Source organism: Halomonas sp. FeN2, assembly GCF_020595105.1.
In the GTDB taxonomy this organism is placed as follows: domain Bacteria; phylum Pseudomonadota; class Gammaproteobacteria; order Pseudomonadales; family Halomonadaceae; genus Vreelandella; species Vreelandella neptunia.
The window spans coordinates 4245777-4262348 of record NZ_CP074200.1; the positions used below are offsets into that span (position 1 = coordinate 4245777).

The following is a 16572-nucleotide window of genomic DNA, read 5'->3' on the forward strand; positions in this document are numbered from 1 at the left end:
GATGATGGCGCCAAAGCTGATTGAAGCATCGCCAAGAAGTGGCCAGATCGGGATTGTTCATCTGGGGTTGGGCGCTTTCCATCGCGCCCACCAAGCGGTCTATTTAGAGCGTTATCGCCAACGAAGCGGTGACTGTGAATGGGGTGTTTGCAGCGCGAATTTACGCTCTAGCGTTGGTTTAGTCGACGGTTTACGTGCGGCAGGGCATCGTTACCATGTAGCGGAGTACGCCGATAGTGAAAGCATCACGCTACGTGAAATTGGCGTTATTGAAGAGACGCTATTCTCGGGCCGCGATGGCGCCGACGGAGGTATGGAACGCTGGGGCCGAGACCGAGGGGCACTGCTGGCGCGAATGGCCTCTGAGGATACCCGTGTTGTTACGTTAACAGTCACTGAGAAGGGCTACTTTTTAAACCCCGCAAGCGGTGAGTTAAAAATCGATGACCCGATGATCATCGGCGATATGGCCTCGCCCCAACAGCCGCGAACTGCTCCTGGGCTATTGGTGGAAGCGTTAGCTCAGCGGCGTGATGCTGGTCTTGCCCCCTTTACCGTGCTCTCTTGCGATAATATGCCGGATAACGGCAAGCGAACACGCCAAGCGGTGGTGCAACTGGCCGAGCATCGAGACGCAGAATTGGCCAGTTGGATTGCCAGTGAAGTGGCGTTTCCTTGCAGCATGGTAGATTGCATCGTCCCTGCGATGACCGACGCCGATTTTGAACGCTTAGCGTCACTAGGCGTTACCGATCCAAACGCCGTGGTGTGCGAAGCGTTCACACAGTGGGTGGTTGAAGATAACTTCCCCCAGGGACGACCCAACTGGGAAGCTGAGGGGGTTGAGATGGTGGCAGATGTGGCGCCGTTTGAAGCCATGAAACTGCGCATGCTCAACGGTAGCCACTCCTTGCTTGCCTATCTTGGTGCGCTTGCAGGAATCGAAACGGTTTATGACGGCATCAATCACGTCGAGCTTCGTGCGCTGTTGCGCCGATATATGCTTGAAGAAGCGGCGCCTACCCTTGAGATGTCCGAAGGAATCGATCTAGACGCTTACGCTGACTCGCTGCTGGCACGCTTTGCCAATGACAGTTTGCGTCATCGTCTGCAGCAAATCGCTATGGATGGCAGCCAAAAACTCCCACAGCGCTGGCTCTCTGGCGCGCTTGAGCGTAGTAACGCTGGTCAATCATCGCCCTGCGTGGCACTGGGGATGGCGGCCTGGATTCGCTATACCGCGGGTCAAGACTTACAAGGCAATAGTTACCCCGTGGATGATCCACTAACCAAGCGCTTTGCAGAGCTACACCAGAGGCATGGTAGCGATCCCAGCGCGCTGGTAGCGGCCTATTTAGCCATGGACGATGTGGTGCCGAGCGAGCTGGCAGCGGATAAGAGATTTGTCCAGGCTGTGCTGATCGCGTATCAGAGGTTGACCCAAAACGGCTTGGATGGGTTGCTCGCAGCGCTTGAGCGCAACTAATAAAAGGAGATCACCATGGAGCATACCTGGCGCTGGTTTGGCCCTAATGATGCGATTCGCTTAGATGAGATTCGCCAGACAGGCGCCACCGGTATCGTCACGGCCCTGCACGAGGTGCCCAATGATCAGGTTTGGCCGGTTGAGGCGATCCGTGAACGTCAGCAAATGATCGAAGCGGCTGGCCTGACTTGGTCGGTGGTGGAGAGCGTGCCAGTTCATGAGTCGATCAAAAAAGGCTTGTCCGAACGGGAAGCGCTGATTGCCACCTACTGCCAGACACTGCGCAACCTGGCAGCCTGCGGTATCGATACAGTTTGCTACAACTTTATGCCGGTGCTGGACTGGACGCGTACCGACCTGACCTATGAACTGCCCGATGGCGCTTTGGCCCTACGCTTTGATCAGGTGGCGTTTGCCGCCTTTGATCTTTATCTGCTTCAGCGGCCAGGTGCTGAGAAAGAGTACAGCGCCGAGGAGAAAGCCCAGGCACGTCGATATCTGGATGCAATGGATAGCGAAGGACGCGATAAGCTAGTCAATATACTGATAGCGGGGTTGCCGGGTGCCGAAGAGCACTACACCCTTGAGCAGTTTCGCGCTGTCTTGGAAGAGTACGCGGATATTGATGCCGCTCGGCTGCGTGAAAACCTGGGCTACTTTTTGCAGGCGGTGATTCCGGTGGCAGAAGAGGTGGGTATCCGTATGGCCATCCACCCGGATGACCCTCCGCGGCCACTGCTGGGTCTTCCCCGGGTTGTCTCGACGCATGAGGATGCGCAGTGGATTGTTGATCGCGTGCCCAGCCCCGCCAATGGATTGACGCTTTGCACCGGCTCTTACGGTGTTCGCGAAGACAATGATTTGGTGGCTATGACTCGCCACTTTGCCCCGCATATTCACTTTATTCATCTGCGCGCCACAAAGCGCGAAGCGGATACCCTCTCGTTCCACGAGGCCCCACACTTGGCAGGTGATGTGGATATGGTAGGTGTTATTCAAGCGCTGGTTGAAGAGGAGCGGAGACGTGAAGGAGAGGGAGGAGCACGTTTACCGCTACGCCCGGATCACGGCCACCAACTTCTGGATGATCAACAGCGCAATACGGCACCCGGCTACCCACTTTACGGGCGCATGCGCGGCTTGGCTGAATTGCGTGGTGTTGAAGCTGCGATTCGTCGCTTATCTAATTAGGGGCGGCCACGGCTTGGTGAAATGGCTTTCCCTATAAAACTTGCGGCTAGTGAAAGATAGTATCTGGTCGCTCTTCAATGGAGCTATCGAGATGAAAGTACAAAAAGATCTAGAACAACAAAGCTCGAGTATCCCAAAAAGCAACACCGGGCTTTCCAGGCGCTCGTTTTTGCAGGCTATAGGTGCGAGCGCGGCCTGGGCAGCAACGGCTCATAGCGCCTTCGCACAGAACTCGGATTCGACGGATTCGCTGGCGAATGGGCAGTACCTGTATATCGGCACTTACTCGTCACCCAACACAGCACCCGGTGGCGTTGTCCCAAGCGAGGCCGAAGGTATCTATGTCTACAAGATGAACCTTGAAACCGGTAACCTGAGCCACGTCCAGACAGTAAGGGACGACAATCCGTCTTTCTTGGCAGTGGCGCCCTCGAAGCGTTATCTATACTGTGTCAACGAGCTTGGCGCGGACGATGAAGGTGCGCCGTTAGGGCGCGTCAGCGCTTACAAGATTGATGAGCAGAGTGGACGTCTGACGTTGATCAATACATTGCTCACTGCAGGTTCTTGGCCATGCCACTGTGCCGTTCATCCCTCTGGGGGCTATCTATTTGCAGCCAACTATGGGACAGGCACCTTTTCCGTATTCCCACTCGGCGGTGATGGTCAAATTGAACCTATGAGTGATCAGTTCCAGGCGTCAGGAAATGGAAGCGGGCCTGATCCAGTTCGTCAGGAAGGTGCACATGCTCACATGATGCTGTCCAACCCTGGTGCTCAGCATGTTTATGGTGTGGATCTTGGTGGCGATTTGATTCTTGCTTGGGAACTCGATCTAGCAACTGGAAAGCTAGTGCCGGGTCCTGTTCCTCATGCCAACGTGCCATCCGGAAGTGGTTGTCGTCACTTAGTATTTCACCCCGATGACAATCGTGCATACGTCACCAATGAACTTTCTTCCACTATAGATGTGTTCGATTTCGATCCTATAAGGGGAGCATTCGTCTGGCTTCAGTCAATTTCGACGTTGCCGCAAGATACCGCTTACACCCGCCCATCATTCAATCCCGATAATCCAGGTGAAGTTCCAACGGGTACGAATACGACGGCAGAAATCAGAATTCATCCGAGCGGGCGTTGGCTCTACGCCACTAATCGAGGGATGGATAGCGTCGCCATGTTTGAGGTTGACACCGGTTCCGGGAAGTTGACTTCTGCAGGCTGGATCCAGAGCCAAGGCCAGATTCCGCGAGGCATGAACATCGAGCCTTCAGGCACTTTTCTTTACGTAGGCAACCAGAACTCGGACACCATCGTAGTGTTTCGAATTAAGCCGGATGATGGGCAACTCGAAGGCCCTCTCCATATTATCGATAGCCCGGTTCCGGTCGACTTCGCGTTTGGCCCATTTGCACTTAGTTGAGGTGACTCAAATACGGATTGTCCCGGCGGGAAGCGACGTTATTGCGTTGTTCCTGACTAAATTGGGGCGATAATTTTCACTGTCATAGCCTGAACACGTTTCGCTGGTGTCGTGCCAAGATTTTCAACTTTAGATCCTGGCGCGAGTATTGCGCGCTGAATATCCAGACTGACTTTACTCTGATACTCGCTTGTGTTGAAAGATTCTGTACCATCTTTGGAACTGCCACCATCGCGAGTGTGGACATCGATAACGCCTGTCGTCAGATGGCGCCCGTCTTTTAAAGGTGCCTGAAGTGTTGTCCGTCGCGACACCCCCATTACGCCGTTATTTATATAGTTAAGCGCGCAATGGCGGCGGGAAGCTCGCTGGCATGGTGGATACCAATCGCCCCTTCGGGGGTGAGCTCTTCATTAGGGAAGTGGTTGAGGTGAATCACGTGCATGCCCGCCGCTAGCCCCGCTTCTACACCCACCGCCGCGTCATCGATCACTACGCACTGCTGAGGAGCATGGCCCATAGCGGCGGCAGCTTTACGGTACAGCTCGGGGTCGGGTTTCCAGACATTGAGGGTATAGGCGCTAAAGAGCTTGTCAGCAAAGTGATGGCCTAGTTCGGTGCTTTCCAGCGCACAGCGAATTTTTCGCTCGGGGCCATTTGAGACCACGGCCTTGGGGTGGCTGCTTAACTGTTCCAACGCGGCGACCATACCAGGAATCGCCACCAGCTCGTCACGCATACGGGCTTCCATACGCGCTCGCATACCTGCCTCAAGCTGGGGAAAGGCATCTTCTGCTAATGTTTGAAAACGCTTTTCCAGGGTTTGCACGATCGTCTGGAAACGCACCCCGCGAAATTCATCCATATACTGACGTGCTGAAAAGGGTAAGCCGAACTCGGGAAGAATATCCCCCATTACCTCGGCAAGCAGTATTTCGCTATCCACCAAGGTGCCATCACAATCGAACAGTAAGCACAGGGGTGTGGCAGGCTTCATTGATAGGTTTCCTCGTTGACTAAGCTGATAGGTCGCTCGCCCTGGAGTGCTAGACGAATATTATCCACTGCTCGCTGGGCCATGGCGTCGCGGGTTTCATGGGTGGCAGACCCGATATGCGGCAGGGCGACCACATTGCTCATTTTCGGTAGTGGTGATGAAGCGGCTAGCGGCTCCTGGGCAAATACATCTAACCCCGCCGCTTGAATAACGCCCTTTTCCAGCGCCTGGATCAATGCGCTTTCATCGACCACCTTACCGCGGGCAATATTGATAAAAATGCTGGAAGGCTTCATCAGCGCGAACTCTTGGGCACCGATCAAATGCTCGGTCTCGGCGGTAAGCGGCACAGTGACACAGACGAAATCGGCCTCGGCCAACAGCTCGTTGAGTTCGCGGCGCTGCGCGCCAAGTTCACTCTCTAAATCGGGCTTGGGTGAAGCGTTAGAGTAGAGCACCTGCATGCCAAACCCTAGAGCACCACGCCTGGCAACGGCTTGGCCAATGCGTCCAAACCCCACCATGCCCAAAGTTTTGCCATGTACATCGCTGCCAAACAGTGCGGGGCCGATGCTGGCTTGCCATTTGTCCGCTTTGACCCACTCGGCTAATTCAACTACCCGACGCGCGGCGGCCATTATCAGTGCAAAACCGGTGTCGGCGGTGGTTTCGGTCAGCACATCAGGCGTATTGCACAGCATAATGCCGCGCTTGGTCAGTTCATCAACGGGGATGTTGTCATAGCCAACAGAGACGGTCGCGATGACTTCCAAGTTGGGTGCTGCGTCTAGCAACTGAGGAGTGATCGCCAAGCCAGAACCGATAATGCCGTGCACCTCCGCTAATAGAGCACGATTTTCAGGGGCATCCAGCGCGGTGGTTTTCGGCAGCACATCCACCGCAAACAAATCGCTAAGCTCAGCCAACTGAGTGTCACTGAGTCGTCCTTGAACCACTAAACGTTTTTGCATTGTTATCCCCTTGCTGAAAATCCTGTTGTGTAAAGCCTGTCATTAAACTCCTGCTAATAAAAGCAAGGCTAGGTGCATCAGGCTGGGTAAAGCTCGGCTTCAAGCGCTTGTAGGTGTTCGCGATTCGGTAGGCCTTCCATATCGCCCACTACCTGGATGGCTTGGGCGCCAATGAGGTTGCCGCGTTGGGCTGCTTGGCGCGCAGTTCTTCCGTCAAGCAGGGCGCTAATCACGCCGACGGCGAAGCCATCGCCTGCACCGACGGTGTCCACCACCTCAGCGACAGGGCAGCCGTCTACGGTAAAGCTCTCTTCTTGTCCATCCAGGTTGCCCCGGTAATAGCTGCCTTCCGGCCCCAGCTTGATGATCACCGCCGAGGCACCTTGATCCAGATAGTAGCCTGCTATGTCGTAAGGCGTCTTCTGTCCGGTGAGAAGCTGGCCCTCTGAAAGCCCAGGTAGTACCCAGTCGGCGCGGCCGGCGAGTTCATTGAGGGTCGAGCGCATTACGTTTTCGCTGGGCCAAAGTGACGGCCGCAAATTGGGGTCAAAGGAAATAGTAGCGCCATGGGCGCGTGCCTGTTCCATCAAATGATGGCTAAGCTGGCGGGCGCTTTCAGATAACGCCGGGGTAATGCCCGTCGCGTGAAGGTGGTTCAGCGCCTGAAAGTCGACATTTCGAGCGTCGTCAATAGTGAGATGGCTGGCGGCACTGCCGCGTCTGAAATATTCGACTCGCGGGTCGGCGCCGTCCTGGGCGCGCTCTTTAAAGAGCAGCCCGGTGGGGTGCTGTGCATCGGCGTGAATATAGCGGTCATCGATACCTTCCGCTTTTAAAGCCGCCTGAATAAAACCTCCAAAACTATCGGTGCCCACTCGGCTTAACCAGCCGACGTGAAAACCCAGCCTGGAGAGGCCGATAGCGACGTTGTTATCAGCACCGGCCAAACGGCGGTGGAAACGTTCAATGCCGGATAATTCGCCCGGTGTATCGGCCACAAACATAGCCATGGCTTCGCCGAAGGTCAGAATGGCTGGCGGGCTAGTGAAGGAGTGAGGCATGGTCAATAATCTCTTTGAGTTGTTTATTATCATCCAATGGGAACGATACCATTTTTGCGACAATTTTTTAGCACTGCCTTAAAAAATTAGCGCTGGGTAGAGCCTCGTTCGATCAGGGTAGGTGAAAAACTCAGCGCCGTGGGCATTGATAATGCGTGGGGCGCAATGCGGTGCATCAAGCATTGGACAGCCGTTCTGCCCATTGCATCGGTGGGCTGGGCTAGGGTGGTAATGCCAGGAGGGACTAAGGCGCACCAGTCGAGTTCATCAATCCCCATCAAGCCTACCTTGCCAAGCGATAAACCAAGCTGCTGAAACAGTCGGGTCACTACGAGGGTGGCATTGCCGTTGCCACATAAAACGGCACAGGCGTGTTGCTGATTAGCGGCTAAAAAGTCGCTTAGCGCCCCAAGCGTTACAGTGTCATCTGCAGTAGCAAGCAGTGAGGTTGCGTAATTCAGCCCATGCTGCTCGGCGGTGTGGTTAAAGCGGGTCAAGCGTTTTTGTCGCGTGCTTGACTGCTCTGGAGCTTCGCTGACATACAGCACGGCCTGGTAGCCTTGATCGGCTAAGTGTTCGAGCGCCATATCAATCGCCAGGTGATTATCGAGCCCGACCACTTCTGCTTTCACATGGTCGACTTCGCGGTCTAGCAGCACGATGGGAGTTCCCAGGTTGATAAAGGTGTGCAGTTGGCGTTCTGGGCTGCCGGAGGCATTCACCACAAGACCTTCTACTTGATAGGCGCCAAGTAGGTCTAAATGCTGGCGCTCCTGTTCCGGATCATTGTCGGTATTGCACACCACCAGCGAGTAGCCATATTGGCGGCACGCTTGCTCGACGCCGTGAGTGATGGCCACTGAAAATGGATTACGGATATCGGCGACCAGCATGCCTAGCAATTTAGAGCGCCCACCTTTTAGCCCACGTGCCATTTGATTTGGCTGGTAGCCAAGAGTGCCTGCCGCATGGGCGATGCGTGCCTGAAGTGAGGGCGAGAGCCGATCACGCTCTTCGCCAAAATAGCGGGATACGCTGGTTTTAGAGGCACCCGCGAGGCGGGCTACTTCAAGAATGGTGGAACGGCGCGGTGTAGGTGGCATAGTGTGCTTAAAGTAGAGTGCTTAAATAAATAGTGCTTTTCGTTATAGTGTCTTCCGCTACATTGTGATTAACGGAATGAAGGCAGCTCAATTTTGGATGCTTGCTAGGTCAAAAGCAACGGCGTGCGAGCCGCTAAGGGTGATTGACCATGTGAATATTGTAGTCGGTCGGATTTACCGTGCCCTCAAGGCGTCCAATTTGAGTAAAGTCACTATTTTCAAGAACTGTGTCAATTGAGGTGTCTCTAAAGGAGAGATTTTTAATGACATTAACTTTACACGGCATTCCCTTTGCGTCTACATCAATTATCCATGCTAAAAAACCGTTTGAGAATTTTGCCAAGCTGCCGATAGGGTATAAGCCAAAGTGTTGGATATACTCTACGAGCAAAGACTTTTCATAAATAGCTGGGCAGTTATTAACCCAGCGGTAGGCATCAAGAGGTTGCCGCGGGTGCTGTCCGTTTCGCTCATGGGTTAATTTATTGATTATTTTAATAACACTGATTAGACGAACGCTTTCGGATAACTTGGAAGCCTGCTTTCCAGCTGGGTAGCCGCTGCCATCGAGCCGTTCGTTGGCATTGAGGATAATGTCATGGCAGGCTGGGCTGGCGACCCAGCTCAGTGCCGTTAGCCTGTTATTCAGTGCGACTACATGTTCTTTGAGTAGCTCGGCTTGCGATGGAGACATGCGAATTTTAAGTGAGGGGAGCTGTTCGCTAATCAGCAGTGGTTTACCCATGGTGTGTAGTAGGGCGCCCGCCACTGTTTCCCGTGTTTGTGACGCGTATGGGTCACGACTGATCAGGATCATCGCTAGCTGGCTGCTCACCTGTATAGCATGGCGAACCCACTCAGGTTCATCATGCAGAAAAGCTAGCGCATACTGAAGCCCTCTTCGGTCTTGAGTGACCATATAAAGAAGGCTGTCGACACACTCATAGAGGCTCTCTTCCGGAAATACATCCTTGTTTTTAGTAAACATTAACATAACTTGTAGCTGGTGAGCGACTTCAAGGACACCGCGTAGCAGTGGAGATCGTTGGGTATTTTTAGTTTGATCGCGCTCTTCTTTTTGCTGCATTTTTTTCTCTTTCGCATCTGCTATGAAAAGCCGTGACTTAGCTCGAGAGGAGCTATCCTGTATACCTGAGCGAAAAGCTGCTTCGAACTCAGCTTCCGATACATAATGGAAAAGAGTCTCGGTCATCGTGGCTGACATATTAATAAATTCAATACCGATAGCCGCATAGTCATGGCTTCCAAAAGGCCGCATATGACAAATGCGTCCTTGGGTGTTGAATGTTTCCCCGTTTGGAAACTCGAGTGTTACCTCCGGCAGCGCCTGATTAACGCTCAGAGCCATGCTATCTTCCAGCCTGACATACACCATGCAGCCACCTACTGAAAGGTTACGCACTTTGCCTTCCACGTTGAGCTCATGAGCAAATACTTCCAAGTGCACACGTGCGTACATACCCAGAATAAAGGGCACACGTAAAGCTCTCCGATTATCGGAGGAGAAAATAGAGCCGGGAAGCTGGCACTCTAAATGGTAAGTGCAGGTATCTATTTTAATGACGTGCGCCGGCACTTGTTCAATATTATAAATTTCTTCTTCTATACCCGGCGTAGGGTGGGAAGCTTCTATGTCAAAGCAAATGGTGTCGTTTTGTAAATAAGGAGAAAGCGAGCTGCCTGTGTAGTGTATGGCTAACGTTATTTTACCGCTGTCCAGCTCTATCTTAATGGCCTTCGCCTCTATGGCGTAAGCCGCTTCTTTTGAAAAAATAGAAATAGTATGCTCTTTTTTGAGCAAAGATCGTATTATTTGCCCAGTGGTGTTTTGCTTCGCCGTATCGATAATCATATAAAACCCACCGTATTTATTTTGTTATAATTTATAGCGACTTGGTGGTGACTGCTATATGGTTTAATTGCTTGTCACTCCTACCATGATAGGAGATTTTTCCTGTGTCGATTAGCTATTATTTCACTCCTATTTGCAAACCTATTTATATTTATTTTAAGTGTCATTTGTAATGATTTGATAACTTTTGTTTATGTTTGATGCAGTCTGGGCGGTTATTCGGTCGGGTGGGAATAATCAGGTAAACTGCCCGATTCCTTATACAGTGGTGCCCGCGGCATGCCCTCAAACCCCACATCAATCCATGCTCAACCGAGCAGCTATGAATTAACCCAGGCTGGCGATCGCTATTTTGATGGTCTGGCAGATAAGTTCTCTCGTTCGCTCTACCAGGCGCCCCGTGGCGAGCTGCGTCTCGCTATGCTCAACTACCTGTTGCCGGAAATGCTGAATCTAGAGGGGCAGCGTGTGCTGGACGTTGGTGGCGGCCTGGGCCAGCAGGCGGCATGGTTTGCTGAGCGCAAACACGATGTCACGATGACTGAGCCCTCTGCGGACATGTTGAGCTACGCCAAAGTCTGGCACCGGGACGCTAAGACGTTACCGGAAGACGCCATTACGTATCTGCAGGCGCCCCTGCAACGGTTAACAGAACAGGCTCCTGGCCCATGGCCGCTGATTACCTGCCATGCAGTGTTGGAGTGGTTAGGTGACCCGCAAGCAGGGCTGTCCACATTGAGCGATTTATTGGCACCGGGTGGCCAGCTTAGCTTGATGGTGTTTAATCGCGATGCACTGCGCTTTTCCAACGCGGTCAAAGGCAATCTTGAGAAGGCGTTGAGCGACCGCTTAGCGGGGAAGGGCAAACGCCAACGATTGACGCCTATTTCGCCCGTTAGTCACGCCGAGATTGAGCAGTGGAGTGCGGATAACGGCTTAGTGATAGACGCAGTCGCGGGTATTCGCGTCTTTCAAGATTACTTGCGCCAACCTCCTGCCACACCCGCAGAAACGGAAACGCTGTTGGCACTGGAGAAACAGTACTGTCGCCATGACCCCCACTGGCGCCTGGGCCGCTACCTGCTTTATACATTAATTAAACCGGAGATCGTTGAATGAGTGCCCAGTCCCCAGCATGCCAGCTGTTAGAGCGCCAAAAAGATAACTATGCTGCGCTGTGGGCCATTGGCCCGCCAATCGATAGCTGGCTTATTGATCAATCGTCGGGTGTGGTCAGTGGCGATTTTGACGTACTGCGTGAGTGGCAGGCGAAAGGCAAGCAGGCCCGAACGCCTTTTAACTTGGCGGCGGGCGAGCCATTCGGTAAAGAAGTGGTGCTGTTTTGGCCGAAGGCGCACCAACTAGGTATTTGGTGGCTCAAGTGGTTATGTGAGCAGCTACCCGAAGGGACGCCCATTGACATTGTCGGTGAGCATCAAGGCGGCATTAAACGCGTTCCCAAGATGTTGGAAGAGCTGGGCATGTCTTGGGATAAGCGCGACAACGCCCGCCGCTGTTCGCTGTTCGCCACCTATACCGTTGCTCTAGAAGCAGCCAGCGATAGTGCTTGGCAGAAATTCGAGACATTAGGGCTGACCCTGATCAGCCACCCGGGCGTATTTGGCCATGGCAAAGTTGACGAAGGCACGCTGTTGCTGTTGGAGAGCATTGAGAATAGCTTGCCGAAAAAACCGCTCAAAGTGCTGGACATGGGGTGTGGCGACGGGATTATTAGCGCCTGGTTGGCTCAGCGTGGCCACCATGTGACCGCTGTGGATGTTAGCGCCTTTGCGGTGGAGGCGTGTCAGCGCACCTTGGCGGCGAATGGGCTAGAGGGGCGGGTGCTTTGCAGTGATGTGTTCAGCGCGCTTGAGGGTGAACAGTTTGACTGGATTGTTAGCAACCCACCTTTCCATAAAGAGCGTGATATCAGCTATGGCCCCAGCCAGCGTTTGATCAGCGCGGCGCCAGAGCATCTTAATGCGGGCGGGCGGTTAATCCTGGTGGCAAATGGCTTTTTGCCCTACCCAGACCACTTGCAGCGGGCGTTTCAGGATTTTCAGACCCTGGCGGATAATCGCCGCTTCAAGGTTTACGGTGCGATTAAGTCAGGGCGTTAGAGCTAACGCATAGATATTTCCTCAAACTTGCCACAATCAGCCGCCGACGACCCTACCTTTAAGGGCTATGATGCAAATAAGTAGTCGTTAATTTAACGGTAGTGGGTAGGAGTAGCGGAAATGGCGGGAAATATCCGAAATACGGCGGTATTGGGAAGTGCCGTTTTGCTGGGCGGGCTGCTGGCGCTGGGGTTGGTATGGAGCGGCAGCAATATCAAGGGCGCCGCGGAAGTATGGCAGCAGTCGTCACGAAGCGTGACAGTGCGCGGCTTAGCCGAGCGCGAAGTGCCGGCGGATTTGGTGCTATGGCCGTTCAATTACAGTGTCAGCGCCAATAGCTTGAGTGACCTTGAGCAGCAGTTGTCTAGCGACGAGCAGGCGATTCGCGATTTTCTGGAGGCACAAGGGTTTGCATCGGAGCATGTTAGCTCCACTCCGCCGCGGATTACCGACCAATTTAGCAATCAGTACGGTGGTCAGCGCCCTGATGAGCGCTACCGCGCCGAAGCAACGCTGCTGCTGCGCTCCCCTGATGTTGAGGGTGTGATCGAGGCGATCCCCAGTGCGACTTCATTGGTGCGTGAGGGCGTCCTGCTCTCGCCCAGCTACGAATACCGCACGGAGTTTCTGTTTACCGGTCTTGACGCGATCAAGCCTGACATGATCGCGGCGGCCACTGCTGATGCGCGCAACGCCGCACAGCAGTTTGCCGAAGATTCTGGTAGTCAGGTGGGCCACATTCGTCAGGCGACTCAGGGCTATTTTTCCATTGAGGACTTAGACAGCTACACGCCGCAAACCAAACGTGTTCGCGTCGTCACCACGGTGGACTATTCCTTACAAGATTAGCCTCTACAAGATTGGGCGATAAAGGAGCAGCGGCTAGGCGGTGTAATCGATGGCGGTGATGGTATAAAACGTATCACCGTTAGGGGTGAGCACCTTTGCTTCATCGCCCACCTGTTTACTGAGCAGTGCTTTGGCCATGGGCGCATCGATGCTAATCCAGCGCTTTTTGGTGTCGATTTCATCGTGGCCAACGATCCTGAGATGCACCTCTCCGCCGTTTTCATCCTCCAGGCTTACGTACGCGCCGAAAAACACTTTGCTGGTATCGGCTGGTAGGCGGTCTACGATTTGCAGTTCGTCCAGACGTTTCGTCAGGTAGGTGATTCGGGCGATGACCCGGTTCAGCTCTTTTTTATTATAGGTGTAATCGGCATTTTCACTGCGGTCACCCTGGGCGGCCGCTTCGCCGACCTTCGCTGAAATAGCGGGGCGTTTAACCCGCGAAAGGTGATCCAAAATAGCGCGCAAGCGGGCCGCCCCCTCTGGGGTAATCAGGTTGCTCTTAGGGGCTTGACGCGGATCTTTGGCTGGATCGCGCCAGCGGGTCATGTTGCGGCCTTTCATTACCTATTCCCCATCGTGTTTCGAGCTACCCACCTTACGTTAATTGCGCGAAGCAACCAAGCAGCATACTACTGGTAAATCATTCAAACGTTCGTTACATTTTTTGCTATATTGGGCTAGAGGCCCGTCATTGGTGGGTCTGAGCAGGACAACAATAATGTTAGGAGCATGTATGCGAACTCACTCTTTTCCACGTATGTTTTTACCGCGCTCATTAATCGCCGCCGCTATTGGCAGCGCGTTGATGCTGTCTCCGCTAACCGCTTCTGCCTTTGAAGGCGAGCTTTTCTCGCTTAAAAACAGATGGGAGCATACCGTGACTGAGATGCCCGCCAACGAGCGGGAGAGCACGTTAAAGGCGTTGGCAGGTGAAGCGGAACAGTTGGCCGAGCAGCACCGCGATGAAGCTGACGTACTTGTCTGGGAGGGCATCATTTTGGCTTCCTATGCCCGCGAGCGTGGCGGCTTAGGGGCATTGGGCACAGCGGAAGATGCGCGCGATGCGTTAGAGGAGGCTTTGGCCATAGACCCTCAAGGGCTGAATGGTTCCGCCTATGTAACCCTCGGTGCGTTATACGACCGGGTGCCCGGCGGACTGATTGGTTTTGGCGATAGCGATACCGCTGAACGCATGTTCCAGCGTGCCTTGGAAATCCGCCCAGACGGCATCGATGTTAACTACTATTACGCTGCCTTTTTGAAAGAAGAGGGCAATGAGCAGGCCGCTCGCGAGCACGCCCAACGAGCGGTTAACGGCACCGCTCGAGACAACCGACAGGTCTCCGATGAAGCGCTACGTCGCGATGCCGAGGAGCTGCTTAATCAGTTGTAATCCACCCACTGAATTGGCATTCCCGGTGGCAAGCATTGATAATAGATCGATTATCACCACCGGGAGTGCCTCATGGCGTCCAACTCCGAAAACGCATCTGTTCGCGATCTTCCTTTTCAGCGCTCTCCTTTTAAAAACACGGCGCTTAGCGTTCCAGACTTAAAGCGTGCTGATGTTGAGCTGCTTAAGCGGGAGACGCTACACCAAGGGTTTTTCCGCCTGGAAGCCTTAGAGCTTCGTCACCGGCTGTTTGAAGGCGGCTGGAGCGAACCCATGCGTCGCGAAGTGCATAATCGCTTTGATGCGGTGGGTGTGCTGCTCTACGACCCCGAGCGCGACTCACTGGTACTCATCGAGCAGTTTCGTGCCGGTGCCATTGATGACGCGGTTTCTCCCTGGAAGCTTGAACTCGTGGCCGGTTTAGCCGAAAAAGACGAATCGCTGGAAGATGTGGCGCGTCGTGAGGCGTGGGAAGAGGCAGGTTGTAAAGTGGCCCAACTGACCAAACTTCACACCTATTACCCCAGTCCTGGGGCCTGCAACGAGCAAGTGACACTATTTTGTGGTTTGGTAGATACCCATGGATTAGGTGGGATTCATGGCCTAGATGAAGAGCATGAGGATATTCGTGTTCACGTCATGCCTTTTGCCAACGCTTGGGAACTCTTGGAGCAAGGGCGACTCGACAACGCCATGTGTTTAATTGGTCTACATTGGCTTAATAGCCAGCGAGCCTCACTGCGTGCTGCCTCTCAGCGCGCGCTGACGCAAAGTGAAACCGACGAGGAGTGAACATGGCGAGAACGGCCTATGTCACCGATTTAAAATCGCTCCAAGGGGAGTGCAGCGCCAACTATTTACGTCTGGTGCGCCTGGTGGGCGATATGGAGGCCGGCCAGCGCCGTGATATTGCCCTACGCGGCGATAAACAGCATTTCGGTGATCTGCATCTCTATATTCAAGAGCAGGCGCCTTACACCACTATGGTGAATGTTTCTCAGACCGGCCCACTAGATACCGTTTTGGAAGGGCCGCGTATGCGCGTACATCTCTATCACGATGTGCGCATGGCGGAAGTGACCGACTTTCAGCGCGAGCGCCACTTTAGTGGCCGCTATCGCTACCCCAATGCCCGGATGCATCAGCCGGATGAGAAGCTTCAACTCAATCGCTTTTTGGGCGAGTGGTTAGCTCACGGCCTTGCCCACGGTCACGCCATTGACGTGCCGGAGATGCCCTAATGCGTTTAGTACAGATCACCGATGCCCACCTCTATGCAGATACCGCCGCGCGTTCCCGGGCAGGCATCCCCTGGCGGCAGTTTCAGCAGGTGCTGAGTTCGGTTGTCACTGAAAAGCCCGATATCGTGCTGTTTACCGGTGATATTAGCCAGGATGAGTCAGCCACTTCCTACGCTTTGGCGGTACAGGCGCTGGAGCAGTTGCCTTGCCCCTGGTACTGGCTGCCGGGTAATCACGATCAGCCCGAGTTCATGGCGGCCGAGCGGCCAATGGTCGATCAAGTGGACTTGGATTCGTGGCGCATCCTGCTGCTCAATACCCAGGTGGAGGGCAAACCCCACGGTGAACTGGGAAGCGAGCGGCTAGCTAAGCTTGCTGAACAGCTAGAGAACGACGACCGACCCACGCTGATAGCCATGCACCACCCGCCGGTGGACGTCGGCGCGGTGTGGATGGATGCTATTGGCCTACAAGATCGCGACGCATTTTGGCAACTTTTAAGTAAACACCCGCAGGTTAAGATCATCCTATTTGGTCACGCGCACCAGGCTTACGCCGAGCATCATATTTTAGGCGCAGGTAGAGGCATAGGTGAGGCGACCATTGATGTTTATGGCTGCCCGGCGATGGCCGATCAGTTTTTGCCCGGTGCCGAGCAGTTTGCCATTGATGAAGCTTCTCGCCCTGGCTATCGGGTTATCGATTTAGGGTATAGCGATGCCCAGGGAAGCGAGTGGCAGAGCTGGATTGAGCGCATTGAATAGAAGTGTATTGCTCTCTCATTTCTGGATAGTTTTTTTAGGAATAAAAAGATAGTTATTAATTCTTTTGGGTTATTACTGGCTCGGCGTTACCCTACTC

16 protein-coding genes are annotated in these 16572 nt (G+C 53.8%); 10 read left to right on the plus strand and 6 right to left on the minus strand.

Annotated elements, in window-relative coordinates:
* Positions 1-4: 4 nt before the first annotated feature.
* The 3 genes from KF947_RS19500 (at position 5) to KF947_RS19510 (ending at position 4100) form a co-directional block, all read left to right on the plus strand.
* Complete coding sequence (locus KF947_RS19500; protein WP_227406321.1) at positions 5-1486, plus strand: mannitol dehydrogenase family protein; 1482 nt, start codon at positions 5-7, stop codon at positions 1484-1486.
* A gap of 15 nt (positions 1487-1501) precedes the next feature.
* Entirely contained in the window at positions 1502-2677 is a 1176-nt protein-coding gene (gene uxuA / locus KF947_RS19505) for a mannonate dehydratase (RefSeq protein ID WP_227404867.1), read from the plus strand.
* A gap of 91 nt (positions 2678-2768) precedes the next feature.
* Positions 2769-4100, plus strand: a complete 1332-nt coding sequence (locus KF947_RS19510; RefSeq protein ID WP_227404868.1) for a lactonase family protein — start codon at positions 2769-2771, stop codon at positions 4098-4100.
* A gap of 331 nt (positions 4101-4431) precedes the next feature.
* Here the strand turns inward: KF947_RS19510 and KF947_RS19515 are convergent, their stop codons facing one another.
* From KF947_RS19515 to KF947_RS19535, 5 genes are all read right to left on the minus strand, one after another.
* Complete coding sequence (locus tag KF947_RS19515; RefSeq protein ID WP_227404869.1) at positions 4432-5097, minus strand: HAD family hydrolase; 666 nt, start codon at positions 5095-5097, stop codon at positions 4432-4434.
* A complete protein-coding gene (locus tag KF947_RS19520; RefSeq protein WP_227404870.1) occupies positions 5094-6068 on the minus strand; it encodes a 2-hydroxyacid dehydrogenase in 975 nt (324 codons plus the stop codon). Before KF947_RS19520 ends, KF947_RS19515 begins: the two co-directional genes overlap by 4 nt.
* A gap of 77 nt (positions 6069-6145) precedes the next feature.
* The gene (locus tag KF947_RS19525) at positions 6146-7129 is read right to left on the minus strand and encodes a sugar kinase (RefSeq protein WP_227404871.1); all 984 of its coding nucleotides are present in this window, start codon (positions 7127-7129) and stop codon (positions 6146-6148) included.
* Between the two features lie 86 nt (positions 7130-7215).
* Positions 7216-8232, minus strand: a complete 1017-nt coding sequence (locus tag KF947_RS19530) for a LacI family DNA-binding transcriptional regulator (protein ID WP_227404872.1) — start codon at positions 8230-8232, stop codon at positions 7216-7218.
* A gap of 133 nt (positions 8233-8365) precedes the next feature.
* Positions 8366-10105 (minus strand): HD domain-containing phosphohydrolase, encoded by a 1740-nt coding sequence (locus KF947_RS19535; protein WP_227404873.1) that lies wholly within the window; start codon positions 10103-10105, stop codon positions 8366-8368.
* A 279-nt stretch (positions 10106-10384) separates the two neighbouring features.
* Between KF947_RS19535 and KF947_RS19540 the strand changes: the two genes are divergently transcribed.
* From KF947_RS19540 to KF947_RS19550, 3 genes are all read left to right on the plus strand, one after another.
* Positions 10385-11224 carry a methyltransferase domain-containing protein gene (locus KF947_RS19540; protein ID WP_227404874.1) on the plus strand — a complete coding sequence of 280 codons (840 nt, stop codon included), beginning with the start codon at positions 10385-10387 and terminating at the stop codon, positions 11222-11224.
* A complete protein-coding gene (locus KF947_RS19545; RefSeq protein WP_133730375.1) occupies positions 11221-12225 on the plus strand; it encodes a methyltransferase in 1005 nt (334 codons plus the stop codon). Before KF947_RS19540 ends, KF947_RS19545 begins: the two co-directional genes overlap by 4 nt.
* A gap of 120 nt (positions 12226-12345) precedes the next feature.
* The gene (locus tag KF947_RS19550; RefSeq protein WP_133730376.1) at positions 12346-13074 is read left to right on the plus strand and encodes an SIMPL domain-containing protein; all 729 of its coding nucleotides are present in this window, start codon (positions 12346-12348) and stop codon (positions 13072-13074) included.
* 33 nt (positions 13075-13107) lie between these two features.
* Here the strand turns inward: KF947_RS19550 and greB are convergent, their stop codons facing one another.
* A complete protein-coding gene (gene greB / locus KF947_RS19555) occupies positions 13108-13638 on the minus strand; it encodes a transcription elongation factor GreB (protein WP_133730377.1) in 531 nt (176 codons plus the stop codon).
* Between the two features lie 172 nt (positions 13639-13810).
* On the opposite strand from greB, the gene KF947_RS19560 reads away from it, so the two are divergent.
* From KF947_RS19560 to KF947_RS19575, 4 genes are all read left to right on the plus strand, one after another.
* A complete protein-coding gene (locus KF947_RS19560) occupies positions 13811-14470 on the plus strand; it encodes a hypothetical protein (protein ID WP_133730378.1) in 660 nt (219 codons plus the stop codon).
* Between the two features lie 72 nt (positions 14471-14542).
* Complete coding sequence (locus KF947_RS19565) at positions 14543-15262, plus strand: NUDIX domain-containing protein (protein WP_133730379.1); 720 nt, start codon at positions 14543-14545, stop codon at positions 15260-15262.
* Between the two features lie 2 nt (positions 15263-15264).
* Positions 15265-15711, plus strand: coding sequence for a DUF1249 domain-containing protein (locus KF947_RS19570; RefSeq protein ID WP_133730380.1), 447 nt, complete (start codon positions 15265-15267; stop codon positions 15709-15711).
* Positions 15711-16475 carry a phosphodiesterase gene (locus tag KF947_RS19575; protein ID WP_133730381.1) on the plus strand — a complete coding sequence of 255 codons (765 nt, stop codon included), beginning with the start codon at positions 15711-15713 and terminating at the stop codon, positions 16473-16475. Before KF947_RS19570 ends, KF947_RS19575 begins: the two co-directional genes overlap by 1 nt.
* Positions 16476-16572 lie beyond the last annotated feature (97 nt).